Annotated in this window: 21 protein-coding genes and 1 tRNA gene; 10 read left to right on the top strand and 12 right to left on the bottom strand. The window is 42.6% G+C overall.

Annotation, left to right across the window (positions count from 1 at the left end; all coding sequences use genetic code 11):
- The first annotated feature begins 17 nt into the window (after positions 1–17).
- The 4 genes from FPZ42_RS05635 to FPZ42_RS05620 all read left to right on the top strand — a co-directional run bounded on the left by FPZ42_RS05635 (position 18) and on the right by FPZ42_RS05620 (position 3972).
- Positions 18–2372, top strand: a complete 2355-nt coding sequence (locus FPZ42_RS05635; protein ID WP_261382229.1) for a transglycosylase domain-containing protein — start codon at positions 18–20, stop codon at positions 2370–2372.
- Positions 2372–2761: a hypothetical protein gene (locus FPZ42_RS05630; RefSeq protein WP_146269479.1), complete on the top strand. Its 390-nt coding sequence runs from the start codon at positions 2372–2374 to the stop codon at positions 2759–2761. Before FPZ42_RS05635 ends, FPZ42_RS05630 begins: the two co-directional genes overlap by 1 nt.
- Positions 2762–2849: 88 nt before the next feature.
- On the top strand, positions 2850–3479 hold the full coding sequence (locus FPZ42_RS05625) for an NAD(P)H-dependent oxidoreductase (RefSeq protein ID WP_146269478.1): 630 nt from the start codon (positions 2850–2852) through the stop codon (positions 3477–3479).
- Positions 3480–3606: 127 nt separating this feature from the next.
- Complete coding sequence (locus FPZ42_RS05620) at positions 3607–3972, top strand: response regulator (RefSeq protein ID WP_146269477.1); 366 nt, start codon at positions 3607–3609, stop codon at positions 3970–3972.
- Positions 3973–3985: 13 nt separating this feature from the next.
- On the opposite strand, the gene ligD is transcribed toward FPZ42_RS05620, so the two are convergent.
- From ligD to FPZ42_RS05600, 4 genes are all read right to left on the bottom strand, one after another.
- On the bottom strand, positions 3986–6739 hold the full coding sequence (ligD, locus tag FPZ42_RS05615; RefSeq protein ID WP_146269476.1) for a DNA ligase D: 2754 nt from the start codon (positions 6737–6739) through the stop codon (positions 3986–3988).
- A gap of 172 nt (positions 6740–6911) precedes the next feature.
- Positions 6912–7301 carry a VOC family protein gene (locus FPZ42_RS05610; protein ID WP_146269475.1) on the bottom strand — a complete coding sequence of 130 codons (390 nt, stop codon included), beginning with the start codon at positions 7299–7301 and terminating at the stop codon, positions 6912–6914.
- Positions 7302–7412: 111 nt separating this feature from the next.
- A complete protein-coding gene (locus FPZ42_RS05605) occupies positions 7413–8597 on the bottom strand; it encodes a threonine synthase (RefSeq protein WP_146269474.1) in 1185 nt (394 codons plus the stop codon).
- A gap of 109 nt (positions 8598–8706) precedes the next feature.
- Entirely contained in the window at positions 8707–9192 is a 486-nt protein-coding gene (locus FPZ42_RS05600; RefSeq protein ID WP_146269473.1) for a hypothetical protein, read from the bottom strand.
- A gap of 162 nt (positions 9193–9354) precedes the next feature.
- Here FPZ42_RS05600 and FPZ42_RS05595 point away from each other — a divergent pair, with 162 nt between their 5' ends.
- On the top strand, positions 9355–10224 hold the full coding sequence (locus FPZ42_RS05595; protein ID WP_186458689.1) for an OmpA/MotB family protein: 870 nt from the start codon (positions 9355–9357) through the stop codon (positions 10222–10224).
- Between the two features lie 58 nt (positions 10225–10282).
- On the opposite strand, the gene FPZ42_RS05590 is transcribed toward FPZ42_RS05595, so the two are convergent.
- The 3 genes from FPZ42_RS05590 to FPZ42_RS05580 form a co-directional block, all read right to left on the bottom strand.
- A tRNA-Pro gene (locus tag FPZ42_RS05590) sits at positions 10283–10356 on the bottom strand.
- 58 nt (positions 10357–10414) lie between these two features.
- Positions 10415–11098 carry an MgtC/SapB family protein gene (locus FPZ42_RS05585; protein WP_146269471.1) on the bottom strand — a complete coding sequence of 228 codons (684 nt, stop codon included), beginning with the start codon at positions 11096–11098 and terminating at the stop codon, positions 10415–10417.
- A 10-nt stretch (positions 11099–11108) separates the two neighbouring features.
- Positions 11109–12371 (bottom strand): MFS transporter, encoded by a 1263-nt coding sequence (locus FPZ42_RS05580; RefSeq protein ID WP_146269470.1) that lies wholly within the window; start codon positions 12369–12371, stop codon positions 11109–11111.
- Between the two features lie 155 nt (positions 12372–12526).
- Here FPZ42_RS05580 and FPZ42_RS05575 point away from each other — a divergent pair, with 155 nt between their 5' ends.
- Genes FPZ42_RS05575 through FPZ42_RS05560 form a run of 4 tightly spaced genes read left to right on the top strand, consistent with a single transcriptional unit; the run spans position 12527 to position 17260 of the window.
- The gene (locus tag FPZ42_RS05575; RefSeq protein ID WP_146269469.1) at positions 12527–15838 is read left to right on the top strand and encodes a DUF4175 family protein; all 3312 of its coding nucleotides are present in this window, start codon (positions 12527–12529) and stop codon (positions 15836–15838) included.
- 1 nt (position 15839) lies between these two features.
- On the top strand, positions 15840–16265 hold the full coding sequence (locus FPZ42_RS05570) for an ATP-binding protein (RefSeq protein ID WP_146269468.1): 426 nt from the start codon (positions 15840–15842) through the stop codon (positions 16263–16265).
- Positions 16265–16690, top strand: a complete 426-nt coding sequence (gene ybeY / locus FPZ42_RS05565; protein WP_146269467.1) for an rRNA maturation RNase YbeY — start codon at positions 16265–16267, stop codon at positions 16688–16690. The genes FPZ42_RS05570 and ybeY overlap by 1 nt, the downstream gene beginning before the upstream one ends.
- Positions 16691–16744: 54 nt before the next feature.
- Positions 16745–17260, top strand: coding sequence for a glutathione peroxidase (locus FPZ42_RS05560; RefSeq protein WP_146269466.1), 516 nt, complete (start codon positions 16745–16747; stop codon positions 17258–17260).
- A 61-nt stretch (positions 17261–17321) separates the two neighbouring features.
- On the opposite strand, the gene FPZ42_RS05555 is transcribed toward FPZ42_RS05560, so the two are convergent.
- The 5 genes from FPZ42_RS05555 to gcvH all read right to left on the bottom strand — a co-directional run bounded on the left by FPZ42_RS05555 (position 17322) and on the right by gcvH (position 21398).
- Positions 17322–17933, bottom strand: a complete 612-nt coding sequence (locus tag FPZ42_RS05555) for a SprT-like domain-containing protein (protein ID WP_146269465.1) — start codon at positions 17931–17933, stop codon at positions 17322–17324.
- 135 nt (positions 17934–18068) lie between these two features.
- Positions 18069–20183, bottom strand: coding sequence for a ferrous iron transport protein B (gene feoB / locus FPZ42_RS05550; protein ID WP_146269464.1), 2115 nt, complete (start codon positions 20181–20183; stop codon positions 18069–18071).
- Between the two features lie 9 nt (positions 20184–20192).
- Entirely contained in the window at positions 20193–20408 is a 216-nt protein-coding gene (locus tag FPZ42_RS05545) for a FeoA family protein (protein WP_146269463.1), read from the bottom strand.
- A 211-nt stretch (positions 20409–20619) separates the two neighbouring features.
- On the bottom strand, positions 20620–20943 hold the full coding sequence (locus FPZ42_RS05540; RefSeq protein ID WP_146269462.1) for a VanZ family protein: 324 nt from the start codon (positions 20941–20943) through the stop codon (positions 20620–20622).
- 74 nt (positions 20944–21017) lie between these two features.
- The gene (gene gcvH / locus FPZ42_RS05535) at positions 21018–21398 is read right to left on the bottom strand and encodes a glycine cleavage system protein GcvH (RefSeq protein WP_146269461.1); all 381 of its coding nucleotides are present in this window, start codon (positions 21396–21398) and stop codon (positions 21018–21020) included.
- A gap of 134 nt (positions 21399–21532) precedes the next feature.
- On the opposite strand from gcvH, the gene FPZ42_RS05530 reads away from it, so the two are divergent.
- Positions 21533–22114 (top strand): DUF4142 domain-containing protein, encoded by a 582-nt coding sequence (locus tag FPZ42_RS05530; RefSeq protein ID WP_146269460.1) that lies wholly within the window; start codon positions 21533–21535, stop codon positions 22112–22114.
- Positions 22115–22181 lie beyond the last annotated feature (67 nt).

Here is a 22181-nt window from a genome sequence, read left to right as displayed (position 1 = left end):
CGAAAACAGGTAGCAGCATGCGTTTGTTAAGAAAACAAATTGCTCGCCACATCCGTTTGCAGCACATTATATTTAGTTTAGTTTTGATGCAAAAATCATCTATGCGCCGTATAAACATTAACCCCAAATATCTTCGTATTGCACTTATAGCTATTGCTGCCCTGGTAGTGATAGTGTTGATAGGCGGATACGTTGCCTATACTAAGCGCGAGGTTTTGCTTCAAAAAGCTATTAGCAAAGCTACGGCAAAAGCTAAACGGGATTATAATTTAGATGTAAAAATAGGTTCAGCGAAGTTCATCGGCATGGCTACCGTTGCTTTTAGCGATATCAGCGTAGTGCCAGAACAACGCGATAGCCTGTTCTCTGTTAAGCGTTTTGATGTTAGCGTTAAGGTAATGCCGCTCCTCTTTGGCAACATCAAACTTGGCGATGTGGTGCTGCAAAACGCCCACTTAAACCTTACCAACGTCAAAGGCGTTAAAAACTTCGACTTTCTTTTCAAAAAGAAGAAAGACACCACAGATACCAAAAGTAAAGTAGACCTCTCCGATGTATCAAACCGCTTGGTCAACGAAGTTCTTTACAAAATACCCGACAATCTTTCTCTGCAAAACTTTTTGATGAGTTTTAAAGATGATAGTACAACCGTTACCTTGTTAACCAGCACGGCAACCATCAAAGATGGCAAGCTAAAATCAACCATCAACGTTAACAACGGCGAATCTACCTGGCATATCGATGGTAAAATGGTGCCATCAGACAAGAACATAGACGTTCACCTTTATGCCGATGGTAAAAAGGTAGAGCTTCCGCTGATAGAGAAAAAGTTCAAGCTTAAACTTAATTTCGATACCATCAGCACAAAGCTGAGCGATGTAAGCCATAGCAGCGGCGAAACAAAAATAAATGGCTCTTGGTCTATCCGTAACTTGCTACTTAATCACAAAGGGCTTTCCACGCAGGATATTATTGTTCCTAGCGGCTCTATAGACGCAAACGTGGTTGTAGGCTCTAACTTTATCTCGTTAGATAGCTCATCGGTTATCCACCTTAAAAAGCTTACTGCCAATCCTTATATCAAGTACACGCTTAACCCGGTAAAGATCTACGAAGCTAAAATAAAAACCAGTTGGCAAAACGCGCAGGATGTATTCGATTCTTTTCCAACCGGGATGTTCGAATCTTTGGAAGGAATACAGGTTACTGGTAAGTTGAACTATAACTTTAACCTTTATCTTGACAATTCGCATCTGGATGATATGGTGTTTAACTCCGGCTTGCAAAAAAGCAATGATTTCAGGATAGTAAAATACGGCAAGGCCGATCTGGGTAAGCTGAACAATACTTTTGTATACGTGCCTTATGAGCAAGGTAAACCTATGCCACCGCACACCATTGGCCCAAGCAACCCGGAGTTTACCCCGCTTAACCAGATCTCGCCTAATCTGCGCAATGCAGTAATGACTGCCGAAGACCCCTCTTTTTACACTAACCGTGGCTTTGTTGATGAGTCGATCCGCAAATCATTTATTACCAATATCAAGGAAAAGAAATTTAAGCGCGGGGGTAGCACCATATCCATGCAGCTGATCAAAAATGCGTTTTTAACCCGCAATAAGACGTTATCTCGTAAGATTGAAGAGATATTAATTGTATGGTTGATTGAGAACAACCGAATCATGAGCAAGAACCGGATGTTAGAGGTTTACTTTAACATCATAGAGTGGGGCCGGGGTATCTATGGCATCAGCGAGGCATCACATTACTATTTCGGTAAGGCACCATCAGATCTTACCTTGGGCGAGAGTATTTTCCTGGCAAGCATAGTGCCTAATCCTAAGGCCGGGCTTTATGCCTTTGAAGCGGACGGCACATTGAGGCAGCGCCTGCATGGCTATTTCAATTTGATCGGTCGCCTGATGGCTAAAAGAGGGCTTACAGAACCCGACTCAAACGCATATGGTTTTTACACCGTGCGCTTACGCGAAGGCTTACGAAGACAAATTGCGCCTATTGATACCGCTACCGCAGATAGCCTGACCAGGCAAACAGCAAACGACGACGATGCGCCTAATGATGCTGCAGCAGCGCCGGTTTATGAGGAACCTAAAAAACCAAGCTTTTTCCAGCGCTTATTTGGTAAAAAAGATACCGCGCAGGCTAACGCAGAGAAAAAGATAGAGGAAACCAATGATGCTATCAAAGCCCGCTTAAAGGCCGAAATTGAACGTGTAAAAGCGGATTATAAAAACCGGATAGATAACATTGATACCGCAGGTAAAACCAAAAAAGAAATTAAAGCAGAAAAGAACCGGTTGAAAGACGAGGGCAAGGAAAAAGTTCGGGAACTTAAAGATCGTATGCCTTAATGAACCAGTCATTCAATATCGACCTGCCTGAAGGTTTTGTAAAGCCGGAAAGCCTGGATGACATGGGCAAGTTTATAGAAAGGCTCTTTTGTGATAATAGTAAGGCCTACGCTTTCCTGCAATCGGCATTGCAATATGAGAATAAGCCAAAATTCGGCCCTTCATCTATTAGTAACACAACTTTCAGCATCGAACATTTTGATGAACACACATTAAAAGGCCGGATGCGTGTTAATTATGATATGCAACTTACGTTTGGCTGTGAGGATTTTACCAAAGATCACCGCAATCAGCACTCGTATTATGAATTCGGCATTGATCTGCAGAAAAATACCATCCATTTCGATGGAGATGTTATTGAAGAAAGGTCAACGGCTGATGAGTTTTAAACCATTAGCGTATTTAATAAAGCTTACATTGCCCTGACTGGAATGTATGTTGCAACACATATGTTTGTTTAACTAAAATTGTATGACCATGACATTAGTAGATAAATTAAACTGGCGATATGCCACTAAAAAATTTGACACAGACAAAAAGATACCTGTTGATAAACTAAATTACATCTTGGAAGCTACAAAGCTTTCTCCATCTTCGTTCGGCTTGCAACACTACCGTGTGATAGTGGTAGAGAATCCGGAAGTACGCGCTAAACTTCGCGAAGCTGCTTACGGACAGCCCCAGGTAACCGATGCATCGCACCTGGTTGTTTTTGCTGCTGAAACCGGAATTGATGAAGATTTTGTGAAAGATTACATCGACCATGTAGCCGAAGTACGCAACGTTCCTCGTGCAGACTTAAAAGGCTTTGAGGATACGATAGTGGGCACAATTAATAGCCGCACACCAGAACAGCTTACTACCTGGGCTCAAAAACAGGCTTATATTGCATTGGGTATTCTAATTGCAGCCGCATCAGAACAGGGCGTTGATAGTGGGCCGATGGAAGGCTTCGACGCTGCTAAATTTGATGAGATCCTTGGCCTTAAAGATAAAGAGCTAACGGCATCGGTTATTGTTGCCATCGGTTACCGTGCAGATGATGACCCTTACGGCAAATTGGTCAAGGTTCGTCGTCCGGAGCATGAGTTGTTTATACACATTTAACGGTTAGCATTCGATGATAAAATTGAAGGGAGGGCTTACGCCTCCCCTTTTTACTTTTTGCAAACCTCTGGTTTAAAAATTCGGCACAGGCTTTGCAATACTCGCTGTAAGAGAGGAAGATACAGCGATGGCAAAAAAAATTTTAATAGTAGATGACAACGAGCTCATTGTTGAAGTGATGAGCTATATATTGATTAATTGCGGATACGATGTTTTTTCACTGTATAACGGCGAACATGTGATAGAGGAAGTGAAACACAACCACCCGGACCTCCTGATAATGGATGCAAAAATGCCCGGTATGGATGGGCGCGATATATGCCAGATCTTGAAAATGGATAAGGCTACTAAGGGAGTGCCGGTGATTATTTGTTCATCGGAAGATAATCTGGCCGACTCTTTAAAGCAGCGCGGGGCTCCGGATGATATTCTGCAAAAGCCCTTTGATATGACAGCATTGATCAATAAAGTAAAAATGCAGCTGGCCGCTTAACCAGCTGCATTTTTTATGGCCTTAAGTCAAAAACGCTTTTAGCTTTTTTGATCGTTTTTTCAAGATCTATTCCTTTATCAAGCACACTTTTAAACAAGTCGCCCTCACTTTTAAGGCGCGCCACAGAATTATTTATTGTAAAATCTTTCATGGTTAGTCCGGGCTTTACCTCGTCCCAATGTAATGGCATAGATACGGTTGCTCCCGGCTTAGGCCGCAGCGAATAAGGACCTGCAATGGTAGCACCCGGGCGATTCTGTAAAAAATCAAGGTACATCTTACCATCTCTTTTTTTGATCATTCGCTCAAGCGAGGTGTATTCGGGTATTTGTTGATGGACTATGCCTACAACCAGTCTGGCAAACATCTGTGATTGGTCATAATCATATTTAGCACCTAAGGGAATGTAAATATGCATACCTGTTGAGCCGGACGTTTTGCAGCAGCAAGGTACGTCGATGTCATCAAGTACTTTTTTTACTTCCTGTGCCGCTTTGATTACCTGATCAAAAGTGTTTTTATCCGGGTCAAGATCTATCACGCAATAATCCGGGTTATCCGGCGATTGGATGCGGCTGAACCAGGGGTTCATTTCAATACAGCCCAATGATGCCATCCAAAGTAATGTGGCTTCGTCATGCCCAACCAAATACTCTTTATGTTCGCCATCGCTGGTGGTATAAGGGAAAGTGCGCACCCAATCCGGCGATTTACCTTTAACATCCTTTTGATAAAAACTTGGGCCGTGAATACCATTTGGGAAACGGTTAAGCGATTGCGGGCGATCTTTCAAATAAGGTAAAATATATTCTGCTACCTGGTAATAATAATTGAACATATCTCGCTTAGTAACACCGTCCTCGGGCCAGTAGACTTTACTGAGATGGGTAAATTTAAGATCGTGCCCGCATATTTTCTTTACCTGTGTTTCTTCATTGGGGTTGAGCAATGACCTTTTAACAGCACCTTTCGGCGCGGTAACCAATTTATGCCCGGTTGATCTTTCTTCTTTTAAATCCTTCTTCTCGGGCGCATCAATAACATCATCAGTTTCCACTTCCGTTTCGCGAATAACGTCCTTTGCTTTTTTATCTGCCCGCATACCCTCAAAAGATGGGTGCCTGAAAACGCCATCGCTGGTTACCTCTGCAAAGCTTACCTCGCAAACAAGCTCAGGTTTTAGCCAGGTTGCTTTAGCCTTGGGAGGATTAGGCCTGAACCTTGATGGTTTATTTACATCAGGCTCAGCGTTAAACGGGGTTTTATCAACAACAAGCGGTTTAAACATCGCCATCATTTCTTTCTGCAGCTTATCAGAAAAGCCGGTGCCTACCTTGCCTACGTACTGGAATTCTCCGCCCTCGTAAACGCCTAACAGCAGCGAGCTGAATTGTTTAGCGGTACCTTCGTTTTTAGTGAAGCCGCCGATAACTACTTCCTGCCGTTTGTTTACCTTTATTTTAAGCCAATCCTTAGAGCGGTTATCTGCAATATAAGTACTGCTCATCCTTTTGGCCATAATCCCTTCGAGGCCTATCTTTTGGGCGGCCTCAAAAAACTCTATACCATTAGCCTTAAAGGTTTGGCTTACTCTTATGCGGTCGTCATCCGTAGGAATAACATCTTTTAATACAGCTTGTCTTTCACTCAGGGGCAGATCCATCAGATTTTTACCGTCGTACCAAAGCAGATCAAAAACGTAATAAACCAGTTCGCCGTCCGCTTCGCTTCGCCAGTTTTGTAAAGCACCAAAGTTTGATACGCCTTTATCATTCAATACGAGTATCTCACCGTCAACAACAGCATTTATTTTCCATTCCTGCAAAAGTTTTGTAAGTGGGTAATATTTATCATTGAAGCTTTTATTATTGCGCGACGATAGTTCCACCTCTCCTTTATTAATAAATGCCAGCGCACGGTAACCATCCCATTTTACTTCGTATTCCCAATCGGGGTCATCAAAAGGTTCGCTTACAAGCGTTGCCAGCATGGGTTTCATACCGATTGGTATTTTAGCCTTTGTCGCTTTTTTTAAAACTGCTTTTACGTCAACACTTTCTTCCGGTTGGTCTTTAGCCAATTCCTCTATGGCATCATCTGCTTTTTCAGTCGTGGCCTTTTTTTTTGAGTGAGATGTTTTGCTTTCTGTTTTCAGGTCGTGCTCTCCGCCATCTGTCCAAACTTTATCTCCGGTCTTTTCCATTTGGGCAATGGTTTTATCTGATAGTACGGACTTATCTTGCTTGGTGATATCTTTCTTTGACGCGAAATCATCTTTATGTTTAATAAGCAACCAGCCATTCTCGCCCATGCCATGGGTTTTCACCAGGGCATACTCGCCCTCAAGCTTTTCGCCATGGAGCTTTATTTTTAATGAACCCTCTTTTAGTTGCTTAAGCAGATGCTTTTCTTGAGCCTTTTTGCCTTTTATCTCTTCAATAGGCTCGTAGGTGCCTTCATCCCATACGATAACGGTACCGCCACCATACTCGCCCTGCGGAATAATACCTTCAAAGTTGCGGTAATCAAAAGGATGGTCTTCAACCATCATGGCCAGGCGCTTATTCTGCGGATCTGTTGATGGGCCTTTTGGCACTGCCCAGCTTTTTAAAACCCCATCCATCTCCAGCCTGAAATCATAATGCAAACGCGAGGCATCGTGCTTTTGCACCACAAACATCAGCTTGTCCTTATCCTTGCTTCGGCCTGCTTTGGGCTCTTTGGTTTTATTGAAATCGCGCTTCTGTTTATACTTTTCCAGGCTCATGATGATGCAGTGTTTACTGTTAGATACAGCAAATAAAAACGGCTCAGGTAATGCCGTTAAATGATATTTGTTGTATATCCGTTTGTAACTTATTCACTAATAACGGCTTCATAGCAACAACACTGCTACACAAGCAATGGTTTTATAAATTAACTAATAGGATAAAAGCGATTTACTGATTCTCAATAACAGAGAGAAAATTGCCGGACGGATCTTTAAACCAGGCTATTAAAGGTCCACCGCTTCTGTTAATGCTGTCAGCATCGGTTTTAAGATACTCGGTATCATAGTTCTCAAATTCAACGCCCCGTTCTTTCAGGCCCCGCACCACCGAAACGATATCCTGCACAGGGAAGTTGAGAATAGTGTAAGTTGCCGGTTCATGATTTGGCTTTGGGTAGATCAATATACCGTTATCATTCCCGTTGATATGGATGGTAAGCATACTTCCCATCTCATTATGCTGCTCTACATCTAAACCTAAGGTTTCTTTATAAAACTTGTGTGCGGCGTCAATGTCTTTTACAGAGAAGCCGCTAAATGCTTTTGAATCTTTTAACATGGCAGTTTATTTGGTTAATAATTGATTTGAGCCCTTAAGAGTCTACAAAATTGCTGCCAGTAAAAGTGGTGTTTCAAGTACAAAAAAGGCGAATTAACATTCGCCCTGAGATTAATACTTAATGTTTTCCAGGTACTTATACCCGCTTCCGGTGTTAACCATTACAACTGTTTCGCCAGGTTTTATCCAGTGAGCCACTTTTAGTTTTTTATACGCCAGCCATAAGGCAGCACCTTCCGGCGCCATCAATATACCTTGTGTTTGAGCAAGCTGTTTAACGCCGGCTTCCATTTCAGCATCGCTTATCGTAAGTGCGGTTCCGCAGCTTTCCTTCAAAGCTTTCAGTATCTCTTTATCTGCGTATGATTTAGGTACACGCAGGCCGTTGGCTATAGTAAAGCCTCCATCTACAAAAGTTGCAGAAGCACTACCTTCGTTAAAAGCATTTACAATGCCGTCGCAGCTTTCGGATTGTACGGCCACCATCCGCGGGCGCTTGTCGCCAATCCAACCTAAGGCAGCCATTTCTTTAAAGGCTTTCCAAATACCTATCAGGCCTGTACCACCACCTGTTGGATAAAATATAACGTCGGGCACTTCCCAATTCAATTGCTCGGCGATCTCGTAACCCATGGTTTTCTTGCCTTCAACACGATATGGCTCGCGCAGGGTTGATATCGGGAACCAACCCTTTTCGGCAGCCTGTTCGTGTATCAATTTTCCGCAGTCGCTAATGTTGCCATCTATTTCTGTAAGATCAGCGCCATATAAGCGGCATTCGTCTTTAAAAAGCTGCGGGGTAAGCTTGGGCATATAAACTACGGCCTTCATCCCGGCGCGTGCTGCATAAGCCGAAAGCGCTCCGCCAGCATTGCCAGCTGTTGGTATGGCAATGGTTTTTACGCCCAATTCCTTTGCTTTGGAAACTGCCATGCTAATGCCCCTGGCCTTGAAAGACCCTGTAGGATTACCCGCTTCATTTTTAAAGAAAACTTGGTTACCTGCGATGTCTTCGTCGAGGTTTATAACGGGTAACAGCGGTGTAAACCCTTCGCCCATTGAAACAATGTGGTTTGCATCCAAAACAGGGAGCATCTCCCAGTAACGCCACATATTGGCCGGGCGGCCTTTAAGCAGCCCTTTATCGAATGTTTTAGCAGTATCGTATCGGGGAAATAAAGTGCTTTGGCACTCGGCCACTTTACATACTGTATTAAGCTCCGTTGCTTCGTATGTTGCCCCGCATGCCGGGCATTCGAGGTTGATCAAAAAAGTATCGTGTTTTAAGCTTTCCATAGTATGTAAACGCGGCCGCAAGGTATTAACAATGCTTTTTAGCCACAAATAAACGTATCATACTTCTTATTAAAAGAAAAAGACCCACTCAACGGTGGGTCTCTTTGTTTTAGTTAGCTTCGTAAACACTTGATTTAAATGTATAGCTATCCGTTTTGGATGCTGATTTTAACGTGATCTCCGGAATATCAACCTTGATCCTTCCGTTACTGGTAAAACTTACTTGCACGGTAGTACCTGCTGCTCCGCTGTAAACAAAGTCGGACCCTAATTTGTCATCGGTTGCAGAAACAGCAATGTTATCGGTTCCTAAACCAACACCTAAGCCCGGCACCAAGGTGTAAACGCCCGCCGTTTTAGGCATAGCTTTAAAATATACCGTCATTGTTGCACCTCTGTCTTTATTGGTATCGGTAAAAACGATTTTTGCAGCAGTGCTGCCAGAGGCCTCTGTACGGGCTGAGCTAACAGCAACATGCGATACCCCATTAAGGAACCAATTACTCTCGTTGATAATAGGCAGATCAGAATCTTTTGAACAAGCCGTAAATAATAATGCAACAGATGCAAAAATTAAGGTTAGTGTTTTTTTCATAGATGTGTGTTTAAATTGGCCGCGGCCATTGTAAACCATTTATAACGGTTTGGAATGTAAATTTGTTGTAACACGGCTTGCGGGCCTTTGTTTTAGGAAAACCTTTTTATACCAAAACGGTTAAGAGTGAGTTATTTATTATTTAACTAATTCTTATATATCATGAAATTAAGAATAATATTTCCTACACTTTTGGTTGCAATAATTGCAGCCTCCGGGTGTGTTAGCACCGGAAAGTATAAAGAGCTACAGGCAAGATACGATAAGTTGGATAGCAATACCCGCGAAGTACGTGGCAGATATTTATTAACGGAGCGCAACCTGGCCGTTGCAAACGACCGAGTAAAAGGTCTTGACAACCAGTTGGCATCTGAAAGAGCGAACAACAAACAACTGCAAAGCGCGCTTGATAAGTGTTTAACATCAAGCGGGCAAGGCAATATCAATATCTCTAAACTTGTTGACGAGATAAACCGGTCTAACCGTTACATACAGGAACTGGTGAATGCCAAAAATAAAAGCGACTCGCTTAATATGGTACTTACCAATAACCTAACGCGTTCGCTAAGCCAGCAAGAGGCGCAGGATGTAGATGTGAAAGTATTAAAAGGCGTAGTATATATTTCTTTGGCTGATAATATGCTTTATAAATCCGGCAGCTATGAAATATCTGATAAGGCCGGCGCTACATTATCTAAAATTGCCAAGATCATTAAAGATTACAACAATTACGATGTGCTGATTGAAGGTAATACCGATAACGTGCCTATTACGCAGAAAAACATCCGTAATAACTGGGACCTGAGTGCTTTAAGGGCATCATCAGTTGTGATGGCTTTGCAGAATAACTACCAGGTTGACCCAAAACGACTAACTGCAGGTGGCCGTGGCGAATACAACCCAATTGCAGACAACAGCACGCCAAGTGGTAAAGCACAAAACAGGCGTACGCAGATCATCATCACCCCTAAACTGGATCAGTTTATGGACCTGATAGGCAAGGCGCCGGAAAACCAACCGGCTAAACAGTAAGCGATTCCTTTAAATTAAAAAGAAGCCTTGAGAAATTTCTCAAGGCTTCTTTTATTTGTCGGGATGGCAGGATTTGAACCTACGACCTCCAGCACCCCATGCTGGCGCGATACCGGGCTACGCTACATCCCGAAAACCGGCAAGGCTGCAAATATAATAAGCTTGTATTATTAGTCAACCCCCGATATTATCAGTGAGAAACAAACTCTACCATATTTACCCCAGGCAGTTTCTGCAATTCCTGCAACACAGCCAGCGATTCCGGGCTTTTTGAGGAAGATTTGCGCACAGCTATCTTAATTTGATCAGTAAGCTCATCGGGCGACGTCAGTCTTACTTCTTTAATACCTATCAGGTGATTTTCTAACACCTGCTGAATGCTGTGAATATCTAACCGGTCTTTGCCAACTTGCACACTAATGGCTGTGTATTTATTTTTATCAAAAAGCCTGCGTTCCACGGGTTTTATAGCAGCCAAAATGATCAATACTATGGCGGTTGTAGCTGCTGCCGGAATGTAAAGCCCGCCACCAACAGCCAGGCCAACAACGGCGACAGTCCACAGCCCGGCTGCAGTAGTTAGCCCTTTTACAATTTCGCTTTTCAGGAAAAATATTGTTCCCGCACCTAAAAAGCCTATCCCGCTTACTACCTGTGCAGCCACGCGCGATGGATCGAGCCCTACACCAGGTTTATTTACCACATCATTAAAGCCATCCATAGAAACGATCATGGCTAAGGCAGCACCCACACAAACCAGCATGTGAGTTCTAAGGCCCGCAACCCAATCATGCCGTTGGCGCTCTAAACCAATTAAACTGCCCAGCACCGCTGCCACAGCCAACCTTATTAAAATGTCAGTTAATGCAATCATTGCAACTAAGTTAATTAACTGTTTGTAAATGACGCTCCTCTACAGCCATCACGTTATTTTTTTGTCTTAGTTTTTCCTTCCGTAAAAAGCTATAGTGTAATAAGCCAATACCTAATGCCGCAATACCTTCAAACAATATGGTATCCGGCGCACCTATCCATTTAGAAACCAAACCTACGAGTAGCCCTCCTACCGGTTGTAAACCGAAATAAGCCATGGCATAAAAGCTGATCACGCGCCCGCGCATACCGGGCTCAACACTGGTTTGTATAAGGGTATTGCTAACGGTTATCTGCGACATCATACCGAAGCCTGCTATAGTTGCAAAAACTAATGCAAGCCAGTAGGTATCTTCATGTGAGAATAATAATAAGCCGATACCAAATACTAAAGTATTAATACTCAATATCTTTTTGAGATTACTGCCCGGCTTTAACGAGGCCAGGAATATGGCGCCGCAAAAAGCACCCAACCCTATCACACTGTCAATTACACCGAAGGTTGTGGCGTTACCCTTGAAAACCTCACGAGCATAATAAGGGATCAGCGTACTGAATGGTAAAACTAACAAGCTTATCAGCCCAAGCATCATGATTACAAATGATATCGAAGGTGTCTTCTTAAGATAAGAGAAACCTTCTTTCAGTTCACCCATTACATTCTTGCTATGTTCCTGTTTTACGTATTTAGGCAAGCGCATTAACAGCAGCGACCCAATTACCGCTATAAAGCTCACCGCATTTAACAGGAAACATATGCCATCGCCCATCGTCTCAAGCACAAAGCCGGCAATGGCTGGGCCAATTAAACGTGACAGGTTAACCATGGATGAATTTAATGCAAGCGCATTGGGCAAGTCGTTCTTGTCCTCTATCATTTCAAACACTAACGACTGCCTTGCCGGTACATCAAATGCATTTATGGCACCAAGGATAACGCTGAGGGTTAATATTTCCCATACGGCATAATGTTTTAACAGGATAATAACTGCCAGTATGGTTGCCTGTATCATAGAAGCAACCTGCGTTGTAAGCAACACCCGGAACCGGTTATAGCGGTCTGATACCACACCACCAAACAGCGAAAGCAAGAATGATGGGAACTGGCTGGCAAACAAAGTAAGCCCCAGCATAAATGTAGAGTGTGTTAAAGTGTAGATCACCCAGCTTACAGCGGTTTTCTGCATCCAGGTACCAATTAATGAAATGGACTGACCGGCAAAATATAAACGGTAATTACGGCTACGAAAGGCTTTAAAAGTACTGATGTTCATTATAATCTGAACGACAAAGCGTTGACGCCAATTGTTTTTAGTACAGTGCGTAATTATTTATTTACAATCAATCAATATTTCTTGCTTATCCGGCATCGCAATATTAATTAATACTTATTTTCGTTTCAGTAACTGTATTATTCATTAACCGGTACATGTCCCAACCTGAAAATTATGATCTGCTCCTGGAGAAGATCAACGTTTTTATACGCAAATATCATTACAACAACCTGCTGCGCGGTTTGCTGTTTCTTGCGTCGGGCTTTTTAATAGGTTATGTCGTCATTACGCTTTCAGAGTATTTTGGCAACTTTAACACCGTTCCGCGTACTATACTTTTTTACTTTTTCATCCTGTTAAACCTTTCGCTCTTTTTCTGGCTGGTTATACCGCCTTTGCTGGCCATGCTTAAATTAGGTAAAACACTTGATCATAACCAGGCCGCGGAGATAATAGGTAAGCATTTTACCAATGTGAATGATAAGTTACTTAACACACTCCAATTAAAGCGCCAGGCACTGGAAAACCCGGAACACCGCGAATTATTGGAGGCCAGTATCAATCAGCGTATTGAAACTTTGCAACCGGTAAGCTTCCCTTCAGCAGTTAACCTGCGAGAAAATAATAAGTACCTTAAGTGGGTAATACCGCCCGCTGCTGTAATCTGCATATTGGCATTTGCTGCACCATCTATACTTACTGATAGCACTAACAGGCTGATCCATCACGATAAGTATTTTGCACCTAAAGCCCCGTTTCAATTCCGGATATTGAATGAAGATCTTTCGGCTGTACAGGGCCAGGATCTTAAGCTCGACATTAAACTATCGGGCGATAAGCTTCCGGCAGATGTATATATTGAGACCGGCAACACCACCTTTAAACTCGACAAGGATAACATCAGCAGGTTTCATTACACGTTTAACAATCTGCAAAAAAGTATCACTTTTAGGCTGTCGGGCAACGGGTTTAGCTCAGCACCATATACTGTAAAGGTGGGTCTTAAACCCGTGTTGCTGCATTTCGATGCCGAGCTTACTTACCCCGCCTACTTGCGCAAGCAAAGGGAAACCATAACAAATGCCGGAGACCTGACTATTCCTGCCGGAACAGTAGTTAGCTGGAAGTTTTCTACCCAAAACGCCTCGGGCTTGGCGTTTGATATTAAAGGCCGAAAATTTGTATTAAACAGGCAATTTGATAACGTCTTCTCGCATGCTGAACGCATTGTTTCAACTGCAAGTTATTCGCTTACGCCGCTTAATAGCGCCATAAACACATCTGATTCTGTTAGTTACAAAATAAATGTTATTGCTGATCAATTACCTTCTATACAGGTCGAAGAGAAGCCCGACTCAGTGAGTATGAATGCCTTTTACTTTAACGGGCAGGTGGCCGACGATCATGGTTTTTCGTCATTGAACTTTTGTTACCGTGTTGGTGATAATAAAAAGGATTTGCGGCGTATCCCTGTTAAAGCAGCGCTGAATGGCTCGGAGGCAGCTTTTTTTTATTTCTGGGATACCAGATCGCTTAAAACACCACCCGGTGAAACCGTCACTTATTTTTTTGAAGTAAGTGATAACGATGGTGTTAATGGTCCTAAAACTACGCGTAGTGTTGAGCGCACACTTAATATGCCTGATGCCGCAGTGTTAGCTCAGCAGCTAAATAATGGCACTCAGGCAGTAAAGCAAAAAATTCAGTCGGCGGTAAAGATGGCTGGGCAGATAGAGAAATCTGCGCAAAAACTTAACGAATCGCTTCTGGAAAAAAACAACTTGTCGTTTGATGAGAAGAAACAGGTTGAAGAACTACTGCAGAAAAAGAATGACCTGGATGCATTGGTAAAAGAAATACAGGCCGAAAATAAAAAGAACCTTTACAATCGTCAGCAAAATCAGCAGCAGACAGATGAACTGATGGAAATGCAAAAGCAGATAGAAAACCTGCTGAATAATGTACTGGATGATAAGACCCGCGAAATGCTGCAAAAACTGCAGCAAATGTTACAAGACAGCCAAAAAGACGGCACCCGTGACGAGCTCTCGAAAATGCAGAATGACAATAAATCCATGAAGAAAGAGTTGGATAGAATACTTGAGCTGTATAAAAAACTTGATTTTGAGCAAAAGGTCAATCAAACCGTAAATCAACTCAATCAACTGGCTGGCGAACAGCAAAAACTTGCAGAGCAAACCAAAAAGGCGGGGAATACGTCGCAAGACTTGCAGCAACAGCAAAAGTTAAATCAGCAATTTGATGAGATAAAAAAACAGTTAAGCGACCTGGAAAAAATGAATCAGCAGAATGGCAATAAGCAGGATTTTAAGAACCCGCAGGCCGAGCAGCAGGAAATTGCTACCAACATGCAGCAAAGTACAGATGCTTTAAAAAATAATGATCGCCAAAAGGCATCTGATGTGCAGCAACAAGCCGCTAACAAAATGCAGCAACTTGCCAAAAAAATGCAGGATGACGATGCAGAAGGCCAGGAAAGCAATAACGCTGTAAATGCCCGTCAGTTACGAGAACTGCTCAAGTCTTTAGTGAACAGTTCCTTTACACAGGAAAAGATCATGCAATCGCTCAAGGGGATAAGTTCTCAAGATCCTAACTATACAACTTTGGCTCAAAAACAAAAAGATGTTAAGGATAACCTAAAAACTGCGGAAGACAGCCTGTATGCACTTAGCCGCAGAATACCTCAAATACAATCAGTAGTCAACAAAGAAATTTCGGCAATAAATGAGCATATTGACCAGGCTTTAGATAACATGGGCGAACGGCAAACGGCAGTAGCTAACCGTAACCAGCAATTCGCGATGACATCTATGAATAACCTTGCTTTAATGCTTACCGAAGCGCTTGACCAGTTGCAAAAACAAAAGAGCAAAAGTGGCAAAGGCAAGGGAAATCAACAGTCGTTATCGCAGTTGAGCAAAATGCAACAACAGCTTAACCAGAACATGCAGCAGGCGCGCGAGCAGATGCAAAAGAAGGGCAATCAGCCACAGGGTAAAAGCGGCCAAAATGGCATGAGTGAGCAGTTTGCGAAGATGGCTCGGCAGCAGCAGCTCATCAGGCAATCGTTACAGCAATACAACCGCGAAAACAACAAAGACGGTAGAAACGGCCTCGGCGACCTGGATAAAATTTCAAAAGAAATGGAACAAACCGAGAACGATCTCGTAAACAAGAGAATAACTGATGATGCCTTAAAACGCCAGCAGCAGATACAAACCCGTTTGCTTGAGGCAGATAAGGCTGAGCAGGAACGAGAGCAAGACCAGAAACGAGAAAGCAAGGCCGGCAAGGAATTGCCGCCGGGTTATATTAAGGCTCTACAGAATTATGAAGCGCTAAAGGCGAAACAAACGGAAAGATTAAGGACCGCCCCTCCGGCTCTTAATTTATATTATAAACAGAAAATAAAACACTACTTTGATCAACTTAATGCAAAATAATATGGAACCGGCAAATGTTCATGCAGCAGGGGAACTTTATACTTTACAGCTGCCATCAAAGGTTGAAAGCATTACACAGCTTGAAGCTTTGATAGAAGAGGTTGCTGATAAATATCAGGTAAGCGAGGATACATTTGCCAATATGATGACCTGCCTTAACGAGGCCGTAATGAATGCCATTTTACATGGCAACAAGCAGGACGAAACGAAAACAGTTTTTATAAACGTAGAGGTTGATGGCCGCCGTATGATTTGGACAATTGCCGATGAGGGCCCTGGTTTCGATTACAATAATTTGCCAGACCCTACCGCTGCAGACAGGCTCGAAGAACTTACCGGCCGTGGCGTGTTTATATTGAAACACCTGGCAGATCAATGTATATTTAACGCTTCAGGTAACGAGGTTGAACTACACTTTAAGATATAATGCCGGCTATCAGTTTTTTTGAAGAAGATATTATCTATAAGCTAAAAAATAAAACTGCCATTCGCAAATGGTTAAAAGATACCATAGAGGCTGAGGGCTATAAATTAAAAGAACTCAATTACATTTTTTGCTCAGATGAGTACCTGCTGCAGATAAACCAGCAATATCTTGATCACGATACCTACACGGATGTTGTAACCTTTGATAATTCGGAGGAAGAAGGCGTTATTGTAAGCGATATTTTTATTTCAATTGACCGTATACGGGAGAATGCCTCGAAATTTAAAGTAACAGAAGAGCATGAGCTTCACCGCGTAATTATACATGGAGCGCTGCATCTGTTAGGTTATAAAGACAAATCTGTAACCGATAAACAAAAAATGACATCCAAAGAAGATTTCTATTTGGATAAAAGAGGTTTTTAATAGCTAAATTTATCCCAACTAAATTATTAATCTTCAATTAGTCACATACTTAACATGAAAGCATTTGCATTAATACTGGCCATGATGTTTGTTACATCGGCACCAAGTTCTGTTTACACCTTTAAACTAAAAAATATTGATGGTAAGGATTTTTCCCTGGCCAAATACAAAGGCAAAAAACTGTTGATCGTTAACACAGCATCCAAATGCGGCTTTACGCCACAGTATGCCGAATTGCAGAAGCTTGCAGATCAATACAAAGACAAAGTAGTAGTTATAGGCTTCCCTGCAAATAACTTTGGCAGCCAGGAACCCGGCAGCAACAGCGATGTGAAAGAGTTTTGCCAAAAAAACTTTGGCGTTACCTTCCCGCTTAGTGAAAAGGTAAGCGTTAAGGGTGACGATATCGCCCCGATCTTCAAATATTTAACATCAGAGCCGAACCCTGATTTTACCGGCGAGATCAAGTGGAACTTTGAGAAGTTCCTGATAGATGAGAATGGCAAACTTACCCATCGCTACCGTTCAGCAGTGAAGCCATTGTCAGAAGAGATAACAAAGAACTTGTAATAGAAAGGGAGCCAAAAGCTCCCTTTTTTAATTGTAATAGATACTTCTTGCTCGAACCTTTTCAAACCTCCACTACCTCAACTTCTGCTACCGGGCTAAAAAGGTAAATGCGGCGTGTGCTTAGCTCAACGCATTTATAACGCTTGCGAAGTTTTTCCTCTTTTCGAAAAACGCGTCCGTCCTTTAGTTTAAATATAGTATGCATGGGCAGCTTTTCCACTGTGTGTACAGCTTCTTTAGGTGCATCATACTGGCGAAGCGAACGGTACAGGTTCAAATCGGAACAGCTTGATGCTGCCGGATTATTCAAATAACTGGTTATAGCGCGTTTTACATCTGCAGGGAAAACATCCTTCTCAAAAAAAGGCTGCATCATCTTTTTAAAATTGCCTTTCCACTCATTGCCGTGCGGCTTAACGCGGTGTTTGTGCTCGTTCCAGGTATGCAGATGCGCAAACTCGTGCACGGTGGTTACCAGGAAGGCGTAAGGGTTAAGATCGTAGTTTACAGAGATACGGTGGCCTTTACCATCAAACGGTGCGCGGTAATCGCCAAATTTACTATTGCGGTTGCGCGAGATCTTAAACTCGCATTTGAAGTAATCTATCCAGCGTGCAACCAGAGGGGCAGCCTCTGCCGGGAGATATTTTTCTAATACTTTTACTTTATCCAACCCCCAAAAATAAAGGTTTATGACGAAGGGTAAAAGGCAAAAGGTAATTAAGAATACTATTTGAGGTTGACGCGTTATATCGTTGATAAACAAATAAACAATACTTGAAACTTTTTACCTCAAACCTTTCTCCTTTTACCTTAAAAGATGGTATACCAAAAATGCCATTCCATACGCAAGTACCGTCATGTAGGCGAACTGGGCTGCCGGCCAGCGCCAGTCTTTCGTTTCGCGATAAACAACCGCTACCGTACTGGCACATTGCATGGCAAATGCATAGAACATCATCAATGAGAATGCTACGGCAAGGGTGAACACCGGTTGTCCTGTCTCCGGGTTTTTGGCCTTTCGCATTTTATCCTGTACGGAGTCGATGCGATCGGCATCGCCTTCCACGCTGTAAATGGTTGCCATAGTACCTACAAACACCTCGCGGGCAGCAAAGGATGTGATGAGCGCAATACCTATCTTCCAGTCGAAGCCTATAGGTTTTATTACAGGCTCAATCACATGGCCTAAAACACCTGCGTAAGAGTTTTCCAACTTTTCTGTTGATATCACCCTCGCCAGGCTATCGGGCGTCATGGTCTTTGTATATTTCGGCTGACTATAGGTCTGTTCTATTTTCTCGAATCGATCACCGGGCCCATAGCTGGATAATACCCAAAGAATAATTGAAACAGCAATGATCACCTTTCCCGCCTGTAGTACGAAAGTCTTGGAACGCTCGTACATCGATAACAAAACGTTCCTCCAGCGCGGCATACGGTACACTGGCAGCTCCATGATGAAATAACCTCGTTCGCGGGCTTTTAAAATAAACTTCATTACAAAGGCAACCAATACGGCCGATACCAGGCTAAGCACATACATGCCTGTAAGTGCAAGGCCCTGCAGGTTAAATATCCACCAAACATTTTTGTTGGGCACAACTAACGCTATCAATAAAGTATATACCGGTAATCGTGCCGAACAAGCCACCAGTGGCGTTACCATAATGGTGATCATGCGGTCTTTCCAGTTCTCAATGGTGCGGGTACTCATGATAGAGGGCACTGCGCAGGCAAAGCCGCCTATTAATGGCACTACTGATTTACCATTTAAACCAACCTTACGCATAATCTTATCCATCATAAACGTAACGCGCGACATGTATCCTGTATCTTCCAGTATCGAGATAAATGCAAAAAGTATAGCAATCTGCGGAATAAACACCAGTACGCCACTTAAGCCGGCAACAACGCCATCTATCAGCAGATCGGCAAGCGGACCGGCGGGTAAAACATTTCGTAGTAGACCTTCGGCCCAAACAAAACTATCCTCTATTAATGACATAGGGTATGCCGACCAGGCAAAGATAGACTGGAATATAAACAGCAGCACCCCCATAAATATGATGAAGCCGAAAACCCTGTGAGTTAATATATGATCTATTTTGTTACTGATGCTTTCTTCATGTGCGGTATCGGGCGTTTGCACTGTATCGTACAATACATCGTTGATATAATTATAGCGCGAAATGGTTTCAGCAGCCTGGGCCTTTTGCGAGTGGAAAGCGTGTTTCTCCTCTAATGCTTCGATCTGATTACTTTGCTCGGTTGTTAAAAACTTAAGATGCTCATGCTGGTGGGCCAGTTGAAGCGCAAAGTATGGGTTATCTGTTTGGGTAGCGCTTTCAATATCTGCAATAAGGGCAGGGGCAATGCTGCGTACATCAATGGTGTCAACCTGTAAGGCAACCTTATTAGCATAAGCAATGGCTTGTTTCAAATCTTCGATACCTTTCTCCTGCCTTGCTGCAATGGGCACAACGGGTACGCCCAAGCGTTTTGAAAGCAGATCGATATCAATAGTAATATTGGCCTTCTTTGCCATATCCATCATATTGAGCGCAATAACTACGGGTATCTTAAGATCTGCAACCTGGGTGTATAAAAGCAGGTTACGCTTAAGATTAGTTGCATCGAGTATAACAACGATCAGATCGGGCGTAAGATCTGATCCTTTCTCTGCCAGAACAGAAAATACAATGGATTCGTCCTTACTTTTAGGATAAAGGCTATAAGTACCCGGAAGGTCTATGATCTCGGCACGGCGGCCATCGGTAAGTTGGCAAATACCTGTTTTTTTATCTACAGTAACACCAGGGAAGTTCCCAATTTTTTGGTTGAGACCGGTAAGTGCATTAAATAGTGTTGATTTACCGGTGTTTGGATTTCCTACAAGTGCTACTCTGATATCAGCTTTCAAGAGAATGTACTATTGCAAAATAATGGTTGATGCTTCAAACCTGCGCAAACTAAGCTGGTAACCCGATACTTGTATGGCAATAGGATCGCCAAGGGGGGCAATGCGGGCAATTTTCACAGTTTCACCGGGAAGGCAACCCATTTCCATGAGTTTTACAGACATTTCAAGATCTGTAAATTCCTTCACTACTCCTGTTTCGCCAACGGCAAGTTCCTCAAGCGTCATCTGCGTAAATTTTATTAGACCACAAATGTACGCTTATTTAAAACAAATCCAAATAAGCAGAAGGTAATGTTAAGGTAAAATCAGGCGTGTTTAATTTGCTCCGCGGCCTTTATAGCGCCGAAATGCGGACAACCGCAATCTTTTTTAAATATTCTGCATGATGACAGGGAGGTCATCATCATTAAAACACAATATATAATCAAGCACTTTTTCATCGCACACTATTTATTGCAGAACCGGTTACCTGTACTGCGAAGATGCCCATACAGGTACCTATCACATCGGCCAGCAGATCATTAAAATCGCCGCTGCGCCAGGTAAAAACCCTGGCTTGCAAAAACTCTATTAAAGCCCCATAACTTAGCAGTACTATGGTATTTTTCATGGCTATTTCTATCCTGATGTTCCGGGTGTTCCATTTTCTGATACTGCCTGCGCAGTATAGTACTGATAGTACAAAGAACAGCCCGCAATGCACCAGTTTATCAAACCCTCTAAAAAATATGCCCTCGCCTTCCTTTACGTGGATAGGCACAGCACAAATAATTAAAACAAAGAGGGCCCACAAAATAGCGGGCCCATAATATTTTAGCGAAAGCTTCATTTAAGTTAGTGACCTATAACACCTTTGTACGCATCTGCATCCAAAAGGGTTTCTGCATCAGCAGCATTTTTAAGGCTTATCTTTACCATCCAGCCTTCTCCATAAGGGTCAGAGTTTACCAGTTCGGGCTGGCTATCCAGCTTGCTGTTAACTTCCAATACAGTACCATCAACTGGCATAAACAGGTCAGATACGGTTTTAACCGCCTCAACAGTACCAAAAACAGATTCTTTGGTAACGTCCTGGCCAACGGTATTGATATCTATATAAACAATGTCGCCCAATTCACCTTGTGCAAATTCGGTTATACCGATGTAGGCCTCATTACCTTCAACTCTTACCCACTCGTGGTCGCTTGTGTATTTTAGTTCTGCCGGAAAATTCATATCATTTTATTTGTGTGCTCAAAAATAACAAAAGTTTAAGCTATATCGCAAGCAAATAAGCATTGCCCTCGTCAAACACTATGGTGCAAAGTTTGTTAAGTATCAATACAAAAACTAAAAAAACACCTATCAAAATGAAAAAGTTAAGTTTAGCTGCAATGATCGCTGTTGCGGCATTATCATTCCAGGCATGTAACAACGCCCCAAAAGACAGCAAAGAAGCTGCAGATAGCGTAAACGCTGTTAAAGACACTACTACAAACGGTTCTACCGGTATTGCTGTAGACGAAAAAGACGCAAAATTTGCTACTGATGCTGCCAACGCAGGTATGACTGAAGTTGCTGCAGGTAAAGTAGCTGCAGAAAAAGCAACTAACGCACAAGTTAAAGAGTTTGCTGCTATGATGGTTACTGACCATACTAAAGTGAACGAAGAACTGATGGAAATTGCTAAAAAGAAAAACATCACTTTACCAACTGCACCTGATGCGGATCATCAAAAAATGTTGACCGACCTTTCAGCTAAAACCGGTAAAGACTTTGATAAAGCTTACGTTGATGCAATGGTTGACGGTCACAAAAAAGTAGAATCTATGTTAGAAGATGCTTCTAAAAACTGTAAAGATGCTGACTTAATGGCTTTTGCTACAAAAACATTGCCTGCTGTTAAAATGCACCTTGCAAAAATTGAAGCTATTCAAAAAAGCATGAAATAAGGATCATTTAATTGATTCTTTAGAAAGGGAAGGGTAATGTTACTCTTCCCTTTTTTGTTTTAAAATC

The sequence above is a fragment of the Mucilaginibacter achroorhodeus genome (assembly GCF_007846095.1).
GTDB classification, from domain to species: domain Bacteria; phylum Bacteroidota; class Bacteroidia; order Sphingobacteriales; family Sphingobacteriaceae; genus Mucilaginibacter; species Mucilaginibacter achroorhodeus.
Note: the sequence above shows the minus strand (reverse complement) of the source record. Positions and strands in the feature narration are given on the sequence as shown.